12 protein-coding genes are annotated in these 16745 nt (G+C 56.0%); 7 read left to right on the forward strand and 5 right to left on the reverse strand.

What is annotated here, in order from left to right; translation table 11 throughout:
• Window positions 1–609 carry a signal peptidase I gene (gene lepB / locus F556_RS0124685; protein ID WP_026297480.1) on the forward strand — a complete coding sequence of 203 codons (609 nt, stop codon included), beginning with the start codon at window positions 1–3 and terminating at the stop codon, window positions 607–609.
• Between the two features lie 51 nt (window positions 610–660).
• Window positions 661–1818 carry a tRNA epoxyqueuosine(34) reductase QueG gene (queG, locus tag F556_RS35115; protein ID WP_020619684.1) on the forward strand — a complete coding sequence of 386 codons (1158 nt, stop codon included), beginning with the start codon at window positions 661–663 and terminating at the stop codon, window positions 1816–1818.
• Window positions 1819–1837: 19 nt separating this feature from the next.
• On the opposite strand, the gene F556_RS0124695 is transcribed toward queG, so the two are convergent.
• From F556_RS0124695 to F556_RS0124710, 4 genes are read right to left on the reverse strand one after another with little or no spacing between them, the layout of a single operon-like run.
• Window positions 1838–2944, reverse strand: a complete 1107-nt coding sequence (locus tag F556_RS0124695; RefSeq protein ID WP_020619685.1) for a GerAB/ArcD/ProY family transporter — start codon at window positions 2942–2944, stop codon at window positions 1838–1840.
• A gap of 20 nt (window positions 2945–2964) precedes the next feature.
• On the reverse strand, window positions 2965–3198 hold the full coding sequence (locus F556_RS0124700; protein ID WP_020619686.1) for a hypothetical protein: 234 nt from the start codon (window positions 3196–3198) through the stop codon (window positions 2965–2967).
• Window positions 3195–4412 carry a Ger(x)C family spore germination protein gene (locus F556_RS0124705; RefSeq protein ID WP_020619687.1) on the reverse strand — a complete coding sequence of 406 codons (1218 nt, stop codon included), beginning with the start codon at window positions 4410–4412 and terminating at the stop codon, window positions 3195–3197. Before F556_RS0124705 ends, F556_RS0124700 begins: the two co-directional genes overlap by 4 nt.
• Before the next feature lie 15 nt (window positions 4413–4427).
• Complete coding sequence (locus F556_RS0124710; protein ID WP_020619688.1) at window positions 4428–5951, reverse strand: spore germination protein; 1524 nt, start codon at window positions 5949–5951, stop codon at window positions 4428–4430.
• Between the two features lie 175 nt (window positions 5952–6126).
• On the opposite strand from F556_RS0124710, the gene F556_RS0124715 reads away from it, so the two are divergent.
• The 4 genes from F556_RS0124715 (at window position 6127) to F556_RS0124730 (ending at window position 13631) form a co-directional block, all read left to right on the forward strand.
• The gene (locus F556_RS0124715; RefSeq protein WP_020619689.1) at window positions 6127–6357 is read left to right on the forward strand and encodes a YneF family protein; all 231 of its coding nucleotides are present in this window, start codon (window positions 6127–6129) and stop codon (window positions 6355–6357) included.
• Between the two features lie 39 nt (window positions 6358–6396).
• Window positions 6397–6990 carry a GTP cyclohydrolase I FolE gene (gene folE / locus F556_RS0124720; RefSeq protein ID WP_020619690.1) on the forward strand — a complete coding sequence of 198 codons (594 nt, stop codon included), beginning with the start codon at window positions 6397–6399 and terminating at the stop codon, window positions 6988–6990.
• Window positions 6991–7069: 79 nt separating this feature from the next.
• Window positions 7070–10810 (forward strand): helix-turn-helix transcriptional regulator, encoded by a 3741-nt coding sequence (locus tag F556_RS0124725; protein ID WP_020619691.1) that lies wholly within the window; start codon window positions 7070–7072, stop codon window positions 10808–10810.
• Between the two features lie 103 nt (window positions 10811–10913).
• Window positions 10914–13631 carry an S-layer homology domain-containing protein gene (locus tag F556_RS0124730; RefSeq protein ID WP_020619692.1) on the forward strand — a complete coding sequence of 906 codons (2718 nt, stop codon included), beginning with the start codon at window positions 10914–10916 and terminating at the stop codon, window positions 13629–13631.
• 67 nt (window positions 13632–13698) lie between these two features.
• Here F556_RS0124730 and F556_RS0124735 read toward each other — a convergent pair whose 3' ends face one another.
• Window positions 13699–14943: a superoxide dismutase gene (locus F556_RS0124735; protein ID WP_020619693.1), complete on the reverse strand. Its 1245-nt coding sequence runs from the start codon at window positions 14941–14943 to the stop codon at window positions 13699–13701.
• Between the two features lie 247 nt (window positions 14944–15190).
• Between F556_RS0124735 and F556_RS0124740 the strand changes: the two genes are divergently transcribed.
• A complete protein-coding gene (locus F556_RS0124740) occupies window positions 15191–16690 on the forward strand; it encodes an ABC transporter substrate-binding protein (protein WP_020619694.1) in 1500 nt (499 codons plus the stop codon).
• The last annotated feature ends 55 nt before the right edge of the window (window positions 16691–16745 follow it).

The raw sequence follows: 16745 nt of genomic DNA on the forward strand, positions 1-16745 counted from the left end.
ATGGACGGATCACGGATGTCTGCTGAGGGACCGCAGCCGCAAGAACGCAGAAGCCGGCATACCAAGGACCGCCAGCAGCCCGCCAGATGGGTGCGGGAGCTGTTGGATTGGGGCAAGACGCTTGCCATTGCTTTAATTGTAGTCTTGCTGCTGCATGTGTTTGTCTTCAATCTCTCCACTGTCGAAGGCCAGTCCATGGAGCCGACTCTGGTAGAGAAGGAATGGTTGTTTGTCAACAAATTCGTCTACCTGATCGGCAAGCCGTCACATGAGGATGTCGTCATTCTGGAGGATCCGGATGCGATCCCCGGGGTGAGAGATTATCTGGTCAAGCGCGTCATCGGCGTACCCGGAGACGAGATTGAAATCCGCAATCACCAGTTGTACCGCAATGGAGAATTGATTATTGAACGTTACACGGATGTTGCAATAGACGGTCCCGATTTGGGGCCGCGAGTGATAGAGGAAGGACATTATTTTGTCATGGGAGATAATCGTCATCCGCGTGCAAGCCGGGATAGCCGCTCCTTCGGCACTGTGCCCGAGGACGTGATTCGGGGACGGGCTGATCTGATTCTGTGGCCGATTACAAGAATCAACTCGTTATAGAGGGACAGCTGCCCAGGCGTACGCAAGTCTACGGGGAAGGGCGTGAACATCATGAGTGAGCTGACACAGCTGGATTATGGATTGCTGAAGAAGGAACTGCAGATGGCCCTGCCCGAGCTCGGCATAGATAGCCTGGGTATTGCCTCTGCCGAACCATTTACCGAGCTGCGATCGGTGCTGCAGCGTCACAGGGAGCTCGGCAGGGAATCGGGGTTTGAGCATCCGGATCTGGACGAACGCACAGATCCCGCATTATCTCTCTCTTCGCCCCGGTCGATTCTCTCCATTGCCGTTGCTTATCCGTCCAAACTGCCCGACCCGCCCAAATCTGAACCCGGCGCACGTCGCGGCATACTCTCACGTTCGGCATGGGGGCTGGATTATCATAAGGTGCTGCGCAATCGGTTGGAACGTCTGGAGGCGTGGCTGCGCGAACGGGTACCAGAGCTGCGTGCTGTGAACATGGTGGACACGGGAGCACTGGTTGACCGTGCGGTGGCAGAACGGGCAGGGATTGGCTGGAGCGGCAAAAACTGTGCCATCATCTCCCCAGAGCTGGGCTCATGGATTTATCTTGGCGAGCTCATTACGAATCTGCCGCTGCCTCCGGATACACCGTTGACGGATCAATGCGGAGAGTGCACCAAGTGCATTGACGCTTGTCCGACTGGCGCGCTGGTGGGGCCGGGGCAATTGGATGCACAGCGCTGCGTATCCTTTGTTACGCAGACCAAGGGCTTCGTTGAAGATGAGATGATGCGCAAGATCGGCAATAGGCTGTATGGCTGCGACACTTGCCAGATCGTGTGCCCGGTCAACCGGGGCAAGAACTGGACACAGCATGCGGAGCTGCAGCCGGATACAGAACAGGTGAAGCCCTTACTGGTGCCACTGCTTACTATGGGGAACAAGGCGTTCCGTGAACGCTATGCGGACAACGCCTCGTCGTGGCGGGGACGCAAGCCGATCCAACGTAACGCGGTCATTGCGCTGGGCAATTTCAAGGAGAAGACAGCTGTACCGGATCTGATCGGTGTATTGGAGAACGATCCACGTCCTGAACTGCGGGGCACCGCGGCCTGGTCGCTGGCGCGCATCGGGGAAGCAGCTGCCATTGAACCGCTGCAACAGGCGGCCGAACGCGAAAGCGATGAGACTGCCAAGAGGATGATGGAGGAGGCGCTGGCTCATATAGAACAAACTTTATAGAGCGTTTTGCCCTTGAATGTTATCCAGGCAAAACGCTCTTTTTGCGGTTCCTGATATGATGAATAGCGAGCAATAGGAGTGGAAATAGAAGGGAGTATGTCAGGTTCCAATCAATCCAGAACGGTACGATCGTATTGAGGTAATAGCTGACATCGGTAGCTACAAGCAGAGAGAGGCCAAATATTATGAACGTTGTGGGCACATAAAGCGGCTTCGTGCTTCTTAGCTTGAACAACTGTGCGGTTCCAAGCGCGAAGGCATAAAAAAACAGACACGATTTGAGGAAGGTGGTCAGTACCCATGCTGCGGCCATGAGGGCTTCAATCCGCTGCAAAAACCCGCCGATATTGATTTTTTGCGTCAAGGTGTAGGTGGCATAAATATTATGCTGCGTGAAGAAAGAACCGAGCACGGTCAAGGAAATGAAGATGATGAGCGCGAGCGTCAAGCCGGCTAACAACGAGGCTAAGAGTACATCACGTTTCAGATGCTTCTGGTGTTGAACGTAGGGAATGACCATGAGAAAGACAATCATTTCGCCAAAGGGGTAAAAGGTCGTCAGCATGGTTCCCCGCAGCATCCACAGGTGATCCTCTCCCAAAATCGGTTTGAGTCTGCTCACTTCGATCTCCGGAAGCAGACAGAGAATTAAGACTATGTAAATGAGGATAAACAAAGGGAGTAGCAGCTCTGCGCTTCTGGCGATGGACTCCAGTCCATGCCAGATCGCCCAGAGCAGAGTCGCAATGAAGAGCAGGTGAATATATCTAATCGGTGTATTGGCAAACAATTGTGTCGTCAAAAAATCCCCTACCTCACGCACGTAGATGGAGCCTGCGATGACAAAGAAGATCAGGTAGGTAACACTAACCAGGCCGCCTAGCCATCGACCAAGTATTCGTTCACAGATTTGGACCAGACTGGAATCGGGATAATGAGCAGCCAGCTTGAGCATCAGCCACACCAGAACCATGCCCATGGGAATACTGGCGAGTGCAACAATCCAGCCGTTCTGGTGTGCGTATCCTGCTGCAATCGGCGGCAGGATAATGATCATGTCACCAATCATGGCCAGGTAGAACAGAACAGTGAGTTGGCGGATCGAAATTTTACCGGGCTCAAGCATCCGTATACACCTCCTGCAAGCTAGGATGGAAAAAACATCGAGAACAGGTCATTCACCGGCCGGTAGATCCATTCCAAAAAAAATAAAGGCTCCTCAATAATAATGAGAGTGGCAGCCATATAAGAAAAGGCGATCCCTGGAATCATCAGCAGGCAGAAGACCACCAATTCCCGGTATAGTCTCTTTCGGCCAAGTACCCAGAGATGCGGAATCACGATGGCGAGAACAATTACGCAGAATACCAGGGTGATCATTCCGGCATCTCTTCTTTCATCTGTTTGATAATGGAATCATCCAGCGTGCCAATACGGCGGATTTGGGCTTCTACTTCGATGTTGACCTTGACTGAGGGGAACGTTTCGTTCCAGTTCATTGCAAGGGTTTTCCAATGCAATGGATATTTTCGGTAAAACTCTCTTCCAAATCCAAATATATCGGAGCGTAGGCGATGCTGAGCTGCATTGACGGAGTCCTCCATAATTTTGATCAGCTTCCGCTCGCTAATCTTCTGGAGCTGTCTGATGGCATAGTCGGAGCTGAGCGACGTTTCGCAGGAGTCACCATAGATCGTTTGCACGACTTGCAGCTTTACATCAAACGCTGGTTTGCCATTCACCAGGCGGGGAATAATTTTGCTTGTTGAACGAAGCAGCACTAGAGAAACAACCCCCTCTCCCTCTGGACAGTTCATATGACCGGTAGTTTCCTTTACATTGCCTGCAATGTAGTTATAGCCTTTACTTTCGTCCTCATCCATCCAACCGATCAGCCGGTCGCGAATCAGCACGGCCATCCCGGTGAACATTAGTCTAGCCTCCGGCTTGATGTGCGTAAGATTATCCTTACTTCCGCCTGCGACCCGATCTCCGAGAATACGAACGCCGGTCAGTACCGGCTCGACCCCACTGGAAACCATCTTCTCCACAGTATCATCTGCATAGGCGGCAATCGTCGGTGCCCAGCTATCCGAGGAATTCTTAAGGGAATAGAACAGACTGTTGGCTGGAATGCTCTCCAGCGGGGTCAGAATCGTCAGGATATCCTCAGCCGGAGAGCCCCGGGCGATGGTAATATAATAATCGGGTCGGAAATTGGGATCGCGGATGAGCGCTTCCAGTGTATCTGCTATTCCTTCACGGGCGACTTCCTCACTGAACACCAGCAGCCGGACATGGGACATATAGCTCAGGCGGGGGCTGCTTAGTGTCATTTTATATAGTGCCTCATGGATGGTGGTAGCGGTGGCCTGTACAAGGGTGACGGTTGTCGTCGTACTTTTGCCGGAATTGGAGGCGACTTCGGAGGGAACGACGACCTGGCAGGAGACCTTGTAGCCCTTGTCGCCGTCCTTGTCGACAGCCATGGCTAGGACAATGCCAAGTTCATTTAGCTCCTTGCGGTCCCAGCACCCGGTAGCGGATAGCAGGATGAGGCCCGCAATAACAATGTGTAACACCCGTAACCGCATGGCTCCATCCTCCATTTACACCCGCTTGGGTGGTTTTTTGAGACGCTGCTTGCCTGGTCCGCCTGCAGACAATGGACGTCTGCGCATGTGTGTCCATGGCAGGCGGAAGAGGGTATCCTTGATGTCTGAAGGCTGAAAGGGCGCATAGGGACTCATATAAGAGACACCGAAGGACCGGAGGCTGGTCAGATGCAGCAAGATGCATAACATACCGATTAGGATTCCGTAGAATCCGAAGGCAGCAGCCAGTCCCATCAACACAAAACGAAGCATCCGTACAGCGATAGACATGCCGTTTTCGGGAATAACATAACTAGAGATGGCCGTAATGGACACGATAATGACCATCGCCGCCGAGACGACCCCGGCTTCAACAGCCGCTTGCCCGACGACAAGAGTACCCACAATAGATACAGCCTGTCCGACCGTTTTGGGTATGCGAACGCCGGCTTCACGCAGAATTTCATAGGTCAACTCCATCAATACAGCCTCGATGAAGGCAGGAAAGGGGACCCCTTCGCGCTGGGCAGCGAGATTAATTAAGAGTCCGGTGGGTAGCATTTCCTGATGATAGGTTGTAATCGCGATATAAAACGAAGGCGCAAGCATGGCAATGAAAAAACAGAGGTAGCGAATCATGCGGATCAGTGTACTGATATCCGCCCGTTGGTAGTAATCCTCTGGAGATTGGAAGAAATGATTGAACAGTGCAGGTACCAGAAGAACAAATGGCGTCCCATCCACCAGAATGGCTACTCTTCCCTCCAATAGTCCTGCGGCAATCGTATCCGGTCTTTCGCTGTTGTAAAGCGTAGGAAACGGGCTTTTGGCCGTGTCTTGAATGAATTCCTCCAGATAACCGCTCTCCAGCACGCTATCGATCTCAATGGCGCGAAGCCGCCGGCGCACTTCTTCCACAATACCGTCCTCGGCCACGCCATGAATAAACATAAGGGCGACATTGGTTTTGGTGACCCGACCAATCGGCATCGTCTCCAGCCACAGCTCGGGACTACGGATTTTGCGCCGAACTAGCGTCGTATTGGTCCTGAGATTCTCGGTGAATCCCTCCATGGGTCCCCTGACAACCGTCTGGGACTGCGGCTCAGTCACATTACGATCCTCCCAGCCGCAAGCGCTGATAGCAATCGCTGTACTGAGGCCATCCAACTGCAGAATAACGCTGCCAGCTAGCAGGAAGTCGAGCAGATCCGAAAGCTTGTCGACGGTTTCCATATCTCCGGCTACGAGCACTTCGTTCCTCAGATAGGTGAGGCATGCTGACTTGTCCCCCTCCCATTCTGGCAGCGGCCGTACTTCCTGCATCAGAGATTCCAATATAGATTGATGCAGCATTTGCGTGTCTACCATGCCTTCAATGTAGAGCAACGCTGCAGGCCAGGCATGCATGACCTGCATTTGTCTGGTAACCAGGTCGGTACTGTGACCGAGCCGGGTCTTCACGAGATGCAGTGTGTCTGTCATGTTTGCAGGAATCGGCTCTTGGTGATGCGTCTGAGCAATCGGCGCGTTGTTCATGGTTTCCCGTTCCCCCTGGAATCAATATTCTGTAGTATGACTCGGCGAAGGAAAATTTATGTTGACCTTACAATTCCGTGGTTTGAAAAGTGGCGATTTACGGTGGCACTGGCACGGCCTAACATGGTATGATAAGCGTTGATTAACTTTCAACAAGGAAAGGTGAGAACACATCATGTCGGCTTGGGATATTGTGATTCCTGTCATTACGCTGATCGTTGGATTAGCAGGCGGATTTTTCATCGGTGTCTTCTATCTCCGCAAACAAATGGAAAAAATGCAAAGCGATCCGGAGATGCTTCAGAAGATGGCCAAGCAAATGGGCTATAATATGAATAAGCAGCAACTGCAAAAGGCGCAGTCCATGATGAAAAATCAACAGCGGCCAGGCGGAAGGCGCAGATAATACATCGCAAAAATTGAAATTGAGGAACGGGGGGATCACTTGGCAGGCAAAAAAGAGTATGTGAACGAGATGGTCGACACCAATCGCGAGAAAATCGAGCATCATGTCAAGGAAATCCTCAAGCTTGTCGGCGAGGACGTGGAACGTGAAGGCTTGCTCGAAACCCCGGCCCGCGTCACCCGAATGTACGAGGAAATCTTTGCCGGATACGGAGTAGACCCCAGAGAAGTATTGGGTGTCACCTTTGACGAGCAGCATGAAGAGCTGGTCATCGTCCGGGATATCGTCTACTATAGCCAGTGCGAGCATCATATGGCGCCATTCTTCGGACGAGCCCATATTGGTTACATCCCGAGCGGCAAGATTGCCGGTCTCAGCAAGCTGGCCCGGCTGGTTGATGCGATTACCAGGCGCCTGCAGGTGCAGGAGCGCATCACCTCCCAGATTGCAGATATTATGGATGAAGTGCTGCAGCCGCACGGCGTGATGGTCGTCGTGGAGGGTGAGCATCTGTGCATGTGCGCCCGTGGCGTCAAAAAATACGGCAGCAAAACCGTCACCTCCGCCGTTCGCGGCGAGTTTCGGACCAGCGCCGCTTTGCGCAGCGAGTTCTTGTCGCTGCTGAAGCAATAAAGGGACCGCCTCATCCGATATGTTTCGGGAAGAGGCGGTTTTTTTTGAAAATCTAAGGCTATGAAGGAGGGGCGAGGCAGTGGTGTATGATTCGTTCCGTGTCCTGGCCGGCAGGCAGTACGAGCTGGAGGAGATGCTGGAGGCATGGCAACAATGCCGAGAAGGTGCATCGCCTTGCATCGTAGTCTCAGGAGAGACAGGGGTTGGAAAAACGGCTCTCCTACACAGGTATCGTCAGCTGCTGCGAGGTCAAGCAAGATTAGTCAGTGTAAGCTGCGGTCTCGCAGATGGGGCCAATGGACCCTACGCGCCGCTCCTGACTGCACTGCGTATGCTGTTGCGTCAGCTACTCACTACGGAGGAGCGTGTACTGCGTCTGTACCGGAGGCGGCTGAGGCGTTCTGTCGGAGCCTACGCCCGTCCCCTTGCGGTCCTGCTCCCTGAGCTTGGGCAGGCGCTGGGAGGACATGATCAAGTCCCCCGATCCTCTCTGCCGCCGGGTGCCGATGCGCGGCGGGAGTTAGAGACCATGCTGCTCCGCCTGCTGCGAGTGCTATGCGACGGTCCTGCTCCTGTCGTTCTGTGCTTTGACGACTGGCATCTGGTAGATCCGGCTCTGCGCCAGCTGATTGAGAGGCTAGAGGTAGCCACACGCCCACCCAGCCTGTTGCTGATTATGGTCTGCACGAGCGGTAAGGAGGAGAGTGAGTCTCCTGTAAGAGGAGGTGCCGAGATACCTGCCAGGGGCAAGGCCATGCAGCTGCGTGTGGAAGCGTTATCGCATGAGGCTGTAAGAAGCTGGATTACAGAGCTTGGGGGACTGGCTGGGGACGAAGCAGAGCGCATGGCTTCTCTGCTCTATCGGTGGAGTGGTGGACACCCGGGGACGATCGCCAGCTGGCTGTTTTCTCATATGGAGACGGGTTTGCTTCGTTACACAGAAACCGGAGCGCTATGGGAAAGCGTAGAGACGATGTTGGACTCGCTCAAGCCATTAGCGCCCCGTCTTGTTCATCCAACGGACCGTCTGGAGCGGCTGCCAAAAGCGTTGCAGGAACGATTAGGTGTGCTGTCGCTGCTAGGGGAGGAGCCTGAGCTGTCCTTGGCGGCTGCCGTGACCGGCTTGCCGGAACATACCTTGAGGCAGGAGCTTCAGCTAGCAGCGGACCAAGGCTTGTTGGTGAGGTGCCCCGGTGCAGGCGTAGAGCGATGGCGGATCCCTGACGAAGCGGTACGAGCTGCCGCTCAAGCCAAACTGGACAAGGAGATCCGGCTTTGCATGCATAGCCGTGCAGGGAACTGGTTGCTCCGGCATGCACCCGATCATAGGAGAGGGGAGAATCTCCCCGAGCTCCTGCGACATTTCAATCGCTGCATCGGCACCCAGATGGAGCATAATCGCACGGAACTGGCCGAGCTCAACCATCGGGCGGCCCAAGAGGCAATTGCGAGCTGTGACTACGAGACCAGTCTGTTCTATACCAGCATTGCTGAGCAACTGCTGCAGTCGGAAGGGAAGCGTGAAGCTCATTTTAAGATATCGCTGATGCGTTTGGGGCTGGAATACCTTGCTGGTGCGCCTGGGCGGGCGGAGACGTATGCAGCCGAGCTGGAGTCAGCAGCCCGGGATGCTGGCGAGCGGGCACGGATTTTCATCGTTCAATCTAAGCAGCACGCTTACGCCAATCGTCGTAAAGAGGCGGTGGACAAGGGGATCATGCTGTTAGGGCAGCTGGGTGTCGAGATTCCCCGTACCCCGAGCGCGGATAGGCTGCTGGCCGAATTGCGCACTGCTGCCGGATTTATGGATGAGCCAGGCTTGCCGGAGCGGGGGGACGTAACGAACGAAACCATTATCGACCTGCTGATGGCTACGGCAGCAGCAGCCGGATTTGCGGATTACCGCTTGTTGGGATTCTTGCTGTCGGAGGCCATCCGCCGGGGAGGCAGGAATTACGGAACGGTGGAGGCTTATGCCGGGCTGGCAGGGATGATGTTATGGACTGCCGGGGATGGCAAGCAAGCCATCGTGTTTGCCAAACAAGCTGTGGAGATGGCAGATGCCCAGGAGGATATGCACATCCGGGCCAATGTGTACGGAGCTGTATTCCCGCTCTATGCCCGTCTCCTCTCTCCTCGTGAGCGGGGGCGTTTTCTGCGGCAAGCGGCGCAGTCCACCACAGCGACAGGGCTGCTGCATGCCCATACGGTTCTCTCGGGAATGCAGGCCTGCTCTTATTATCTGGCAGGCAATCTGCGTAGGCTGGAGCGCTATCTCCGCTGGCGCAAGGTCCAGGAAGCAGATCGTCAAGGGGGAAGGGAGGATCCCTATCTGACTGCTGCCCTTGACCTGTATGTGGAATTTGTGGAGCGGCTCCGGTACGGGGCGTCTGCCTCTGGTAGATACTATACCCTCGAAGGGCCGCCCCCGGGTCAGAGAGGACTGCCGCCCGGGAATTGCAATCTTACGGAGCATGCGCTGCTGTACGGTCAATTCGCAGCCATGCAGGTTCAGCTCTTAGTGCTGCAGGGACATCCTGAACGAGCGCTACAATGGGCAGCCGCCTGCCGGGAGGCTGTCGCTGAAGTGACCGTACTTCCACATCATCCCGAATATTGGCTGTATACCGGACTTGCGGCGACCTCCATAGCTGACGTGGCGTGGCTGGAGGAAGCGCTCGCTCAGCTCTCTGTCTGGGCGGAGCTGGCTCCGGATAATTACGGGTACAAATATAACCTGCTGCTTGGTGATGAAGCGTGCATGAAGGGGGACCGGGAGCTTGCGGTCATTCTCTATGAAAAGGCAATGCGTGCGAGTCGTTTGCAGCGCAATGGTCTGCTATCCGCTCTTGCAGGGGAGCGTGCAGCTGCACTTCATCGCCAGGCCGACCGGTGTATGGGGGCGGCACTGCTCTCTGCAGCGGCTTGGCAATCCGCTCAGCGTACGGGAGCCCTCATGCTTGCTGACCGGTTGGAGCGCGAATGGTCAAGCCTCTGGCAGGAATCGGGTATCGAGCTCCCAAGGGCCCGGTGGAGCAGAGATACACCTGTGCTGAAGAGCATGGGGGATGAGGGGGCTGGCGTCGCAGCAGCAGGCGTTAGCATCATGAACCGGACGGACAACTACAACCTCTTCACAGGAACTGTAGACGTATCTTCTTCAGCGACATCCTTGTCCTGGCGCCAGCTCCTGACTGCTGTTGCTGAAGGTGCGGCAGCTTCCGCAGCGGCGCTACTGCTTCGGCAGGAGGATACCCTGCGGATAGCCGCCCGCTGGCTTCCGGGCAAGTGCACGGCCTGCTGGGAGAATGCATTTGGAGAGGGAAGCGGGCCAGGCTCCCTCTTTAGAATGGTGGAACGCACAGGCGAGCCGATTCTGCTGATGGATGAGGCAGCCTTTGGTGTTTTTGGCACGGATTCTTATCTCAGACAGCACAGCTTACAGGGATTAGCAGTATTGCCCATCCATGATCTGGGTCGTCCTATCGGCTACCTCTATCTGGAGTATGGGGATAAGCAGTTGTCGCCTGCGCTCATCCTGCCGGATGAGTGGGGCCTACAGATGGCCAAGGCCCTCCGGGAGCGTTCAGCGGAGCGGGCGCACCGACATGAAGCGGACCAGGTGACTGAGGGGTTGACGGTCCGCGAACGGGAGGTATTGGGTCTGGCAGCCAAAGGCTGGTCCAACAAAGAGCTGGCTGAGCAATTGCAGCTAGCGGAAGGAACGGTGAAGATTCATTTGCATCGGATCTATGAGAAGCTCGGGGTCAGACGCCGCACCCAGGCGATCGAGCGGGCAAGACAGCTAGGGCTCTTGTAAGAGAGGTCTGTTGAATATAACTTTTGATATACGAAAGAAAGGCAGTGGCTCTGCTATGGTATTCTTTAGTCCGACCTATTCTTAATGGTTAAAGGAGAATCTCATGAGCCACTATCAATTGCGCAAGGTCACCTTATACCTGATGCTAGCCGTCATGGCCTGGTGGCCTGCCGCCCCGTGGGCCGGAATGCTGGCGTCTGGAAGCGCGCACGCTGCCGAAGGGCGTATCGAAGCCGTAAGCTTTGACTGGCGGGCGCTGGATACCGGAGGTGCCTGGACGATTTCTTTTGTCACCAGTTCTTCGGGAGTGGTACGGGTGTTCGACAGCGTTCATCTTACGGCACCTCAGGGACTGCTGACAGGCCGAGACATCTATGTAAACGTCGGAGGCAGCCGACTTACGGTGTCAGCTTCATCTGTCCGATATTCGGGAAATACGTTGTCGTTCTCCAGCCCGCATCTGGAGATCGGGCCATCCACCTACGTGGAGATTGAGGTTCTCATGTCCACCAGGCCACAGCCCGGCACGTACCCGGGAAGTGTGTTTGCCGTAGCCACCCAGGCCGATCCTGCGCCGGTCTCGCCTCAAGGTCCGGTTGTTGTTGCCAAGCTCCAGCCGTCTATGGTTCAAGATGTCTCGTTCCAGGCTATGCCACCGCAGCTGGGTGCGGTGTCGCAATGGGTCGTCCGATTTCGGACGAGCCCGGACGGGCTGCTCACGACAGGCCTGGAGACAATTACGCTTCTCGGACCATCAGGCACCCGTTTCTCTGACGATCCCGCGCACTATACGGTTAACGGCGTTGTCGTGGACAGGTTGGAAGCTCTTGAGCCCCATCAGGTGACGCTGAGGGTACCGGCGAATGCGCTGTCGCTTGGGGGCCGGGAGTATGTCGTGCTTGCCAGCGGGACGGGAAATCCAGCGGAGGCGAGCCCGAGTGTAGCTTATGCCGTATCGACCAGTCTGGACGTAATGCCTGCTCATCCGGAGGTGCCGATCGCCTGGTTATCCATGGTTGAGGAGCTGGCGTTACAGGTCGAACCGCCGCATGCCCGGATGCCCGGCCGCTGGGAGGCAGACTTTGTCGCTACTAGTGGTCTGGCGGCAGGGGACAGCATCACGCTGGAAGCTCCAGCCGGGACGCAATTTCCGGATCATGCGGCTGCGTACGAGCTGGATGGACGGCCGGTAGCGGGAGTAAACGTGTATGCGGGAGGGCGCCAGGTCGTTCTGACCGTTCCCGCCTCAGCGGAGGGCGGGTCGCCCGCCGAGCCAGGATCTAGGGTGAATCTGAGCATTGAAGGTGTGACTAACCCATCCGCTGGAGACTACGGCGGTGAGGCACTGCGGCTGCAGACCACCCGGGACCCGCTACAAGCGATGGCGGAGAGCGGACCGGTATTTCGCAACGAGCCGGTCTCGGCGGTGGCCTCCGTACGCATGCTCCCGGAGACGACCGATGCTGAAGCAGCCAGCCAGTGGGTCGTTCATTTTCATACGGGACCGGCAGGCGCACTGCGCCGCTCAGTAGATACAATTACGCTCACACTGCCGGAGGGAAGCCGATTCGCTGAAGAGGCCGGTGCTTACCGGGTGAACGGTGTGCCGGTATCCACTGTCGATGTCACTGCCGGCCACCGCGTAAGGGTCACGGTACCGCTGAGGATTGGGGACAATGAGCAAGTGGAACTGGTTGCCCCCGTGATTCGCGCACCAGCAGCGGGTTATTATCCAGCTGGGCAATTCCGTGTCGAGACCAGTGTCGATGTGGCACCAGGAAGTCCGCCAGCCGGTCTCGTATTTGGCGTCGTGCCGCTGCCAGCGGAGCTGAAGCTGTCAGCTGAACAGCCGACAGTTCATACAGGCACACAGACGACATTGGTGCTAACGGCGACAGATGGCGAGGACTCGCCGGTTCCTGGCGCCAGTATAGAATGGGCTGCCACTGCAGGTGAGCTCCGTCCCCGTGCAGCCGTAACCGACAAGGATGGCAGGATTATGGCGGATTACACAGCGCCAGCCGAAGCCGGACCGATCACAGTGACTGCCAAGACGGTGCATGGCATTCAAAGCATACTGACGCTGGAGATCGTTCGTCCGCAAACGCCGCCGCCATGGGTGCCACCCGTCGTGATCCCGCCAGATCCGGGGGCAGAGGAACCTGAAGGCGGGCAAGAGTCTCCTGAGCCTGAGCCGTCTCCAGAGCCCCCGGAAGGGGAAGCGGAGCCGACACTGCCTTCATTTGTCGACTTGGCCGGACATTGGGCAGAAGGGCAAATTCGCCAGGCAGCCGGACTGGGAATTGTCCGGGGGTACCCGGACGGAACATTCTGGCCCGAGCGTCAGGTGACACGAGCTGAGCTAGCCGTTATGCTCTCTGGAGCAGGCTTGCATAATGAGGGGCCCGACTGGTCCACTGCTGCCGATCCCGATCCCTATTCAGCGAGGGAACGCTTCACCGATGGACGAGACATTCCGGGATGGGCGGCAGACGCTGTGAGTGAAGCTGTACATTCGGGTATTTTCGTAGGGTATGAGGATGGAAGCTTCCGTCCGGGAGCACCGATTACCCGGGCCGAGCTGGCGGTTATCCTGTATCGGCTGGCAGGTCACACGCTCGAATCCCCACCTCGCGTCCCTGTTACATTTGCCGATGTAGAGGATATCCCCGGCTGGGCTGCCGGTCCGGTCGAGGCTGTCCGGCAGCTGGGGCTGATAACCGGACGGGAAGGACTTCTGTTCGCGCCTCAGGCTGCTGCCACCCGGGCCGAGTCCACAGTAACGCTAATCCGGCTTCTGGACATCAGCCCAAGCGATTAAAAAGCGCCCCTTACGTCAGTTCGCCTGACGTAAGGGGCGCTTTTTGTTGTAACATACCTAAGCTCGCTTAATAAGGCTTCCAGCGCAGCTTACTGGCCTGCTCGAAGCGCTCATTGACGAAGGGCCAGTTGACAACCTTCCACCAGTCCTTGATGTAGTCAGCGCGCTTGTTCTGATGCTTCAGGTAATACGCATGCTCCCACACGTCGAGAGGCAGGAGCGGGATCACGTCCCACTGCGACAGGTTCTGATGCTTCTCGGCCTGGAGGATCTCCAACCGCCCGCTACGGGGGCTCCAGACGAGAATGGTCCAGCCGCCGCCTTCTACCTTTTCGGCTGCCTGGCTGAATTGCTCTTGGAAGGCTTTGAAGCTGCCGAAATCCCAGGCCAGCTGCCCGGCCAGAGGCTCCGGCGGTGTCCCGCCGCCAACGGGCGACATGGTCATCCAGAACAACGTATGCAGGTAATGGCCCGCACCGTTAAAGGCAAGCTCGCGCTCCCAATGCTTGACGAGGTCAAAGTCGCCCGTCTTTCTGGATTTCTCCAATGCTTTCTCAGCTTTGTTCAGACCGTCTACATAGCTCTTGTGATGGATATCATGGTGGATGCGCATCGTCTTCTCGTCAATATGAGGCTCCAGGGCGTTGTAGGCATAGGGAAGGGGCGGAAGGGTGTGGCCGCCGATCGGCACGGGCTTGTCGTCTGACATATGGTTGTCTGTGCCGACTGCACCACCGTTCATGTCTGGTGCATTCGGAGGCTCCTCTTCTGCGCGGCTATGCTCGCCGTCCGCTTCGGCTGAATTAACAGGCTTATCGGGGGAAGGAGTATCCCCATCAATTGTCCGATTCTCTTCCTCATATTGCTCTATAGCAGCAAACGTCGGCGGTGCTGCCGGGTCGGCCGTGAACTGGACACCAATCGTTTCCTGGGATTCACGGATAAACTGCCTTACAAGCTCAGACGCCTCCGGATCGGCTGCCAAGGCTCTGCTGTGTTGCAGCAGAACGCCTAACTGACGCGACCATTCCTCGGTCTGACGGACAGCTTCGCTGGTCAACCACTCCACCTGAATCTCAGTGTGCGGTTCTGGCCGTGCAGACTGAAAGGGCCTGGTCTGCTGCCAGTCTGCCGCGTAGCGGCTTGTCAGGCGGAGAATCGGCCGCCATTCCTGCAGTACGCTGATCAGCGGCGGCTCCAGCTGAGGGAGTACCTGCAGCAGCTGCGCCGTTTGCTCCTCCTCACGCCTTTTCCAACGTTCAATTTGCTCCAATCTCCGCTGAGACTCGCTTTGCTCCTGTACTTGGGTCAATTGGATAGACCTCCTCACGGTTATAAGCTGCTTCATCTATGTATATTCTCAGCCATGCCTGGCTTATGTCGCCTGCCCCTTGCATGAGTTCATGACGGGCTAGGACCATTTAGCACGCTTCACATGACGTTTCTTTACTTTGTACACTATATCTTTAGTTTCACTTCTTTTTGCAAATGTTTTCATGCGGTATCTTTAGGGAGCAGAAGGAAAGCGTTGACTCATAAAAGGGAGGTAATGAATCACAATGGTCTACAAAAAGAAATGGTCGATGGCAATGTCGATGCTGCTGGCGGGCTCGCTGGTGCTGACTGCTTGCTCGGGAGGTAACAATGCGCCAAGCAATCAGACGGGAACAGACGGTCAAGCCCAAACCGGCGATAACGGAGGCGAGGCTCCGGTAGAGCTGGTCTGGTACACGATCGGTACGCCGCAGAAGGACCTGGCCAAGGTCAATGAAGAGATCAATAAATACACGCTTGAGAAAATTAATGCCACTGTCAAAATGAACATGCTCGATTGGGGCGAATATTCGCAAAAGCTGCAAGTGATGACGGCTTCCGGCGAAGCGATGGACATTATGTTCACGGCTTCCTGGGCGTTCGATTATGTCCAAAGCGCGCGCAAAGGGGCATTCATGCCGATCAACGATCTGCTCGAAAGCCATGGCCAAGGCATCCTGGATGTTCTGGACCCGGCCTTCCTGGAAGGCTCCAAGGTAGACGGCGTCAATTACGGCGTACCGGCCAACAAAGAGCTGCCAGCGCAAGAGGTATGGCGCTTCAACCAGCAGCTGGTTGACAAGTACGACCTGGACATCAGCCAGGTTTCCACCCTGGAGAGCCTGGAGCCGCTGCTGAAAACGATCAAGGAGAATGAGCCGAACATCACGCCGCTGGCGATCGCGAAGGATTTCATGCCACTGGCTGGCTATGACTACCTGATCGAGAAAATGCCGATGGCGGTCAAACTGGACTCCGAGGATTACAAGGTCGTGAACATTCTGGAGACGCCAGAAATGAAGAAAGAGCTGCAAACGATGCGCAAGTTCTACCAAGCCGGTTACATCCCGACAGAGGTAGCAACATTGGATACGATGCAGGATGCGCTCAATGCAGGCACTTGGTTCACAGATCGTGCAGCCACGCAGCCGTTTGCCGACAACCTCTGGTCTGCAAGCCTGGGTTACCCGGTTGTATCGACACCGGCTAGCGAGCCGACGATCTACAACTGGTCCGTTATGGGCTCGATGCAGGCGATCTCGGCGAACTCCAAGCATCCAGAGAAAGCGATGGAATTCCTGAACCTGCTGAACACCGATCCGGTGCTGCGTAACATGGTAGACTCCGGTATCGAAGGCGTTCACTTCAACAAGGTCGGCGACAATGTGGCCGAGAACCTGCCGGAGTCCAAAAACTACGACATGCCGACCTTCTCGCTGGGTAACGTCCTGCTGACGTACCTGAACCCTGAAGATCCGGAGAACAAGTGGGATGAGTTCCGTACGTTCAACGAAGCAGGCGTCCCATCACCTATTCTTGGCTTCAACTTCGACACGTCCTCGGTGACCACGGAGATCGCATCGCTGCAGAACGTCAAGGAAGAGTTCTGGTCTGCCATTATGACAGGCACGGTCGATCCGGAAGAGTATACGGCCAAAGCCATCGAGAAATTCAAAGCCGCTGGTCTCGACCGCGTCATGGAGGAAGCTCAGCGTCAGCTGGACGAGTGGGCAGCCAATCAGTAATCAATTGCAAAGGAAGGGTAGGCGAATGCGGGGGAGCTCCGTATTCGCCTGCTCT

It is taken from the genome of Paenibacillus daejeonensis DSM 15491 (assembly GCF_000378385.1).
Classification (GTDB): Bacteria; Bacillota; Bacilli; order Paenibacillales; family Paenibacillaceae; genus Paenibacillus_D; species Paenibacillus_D daejeonensis.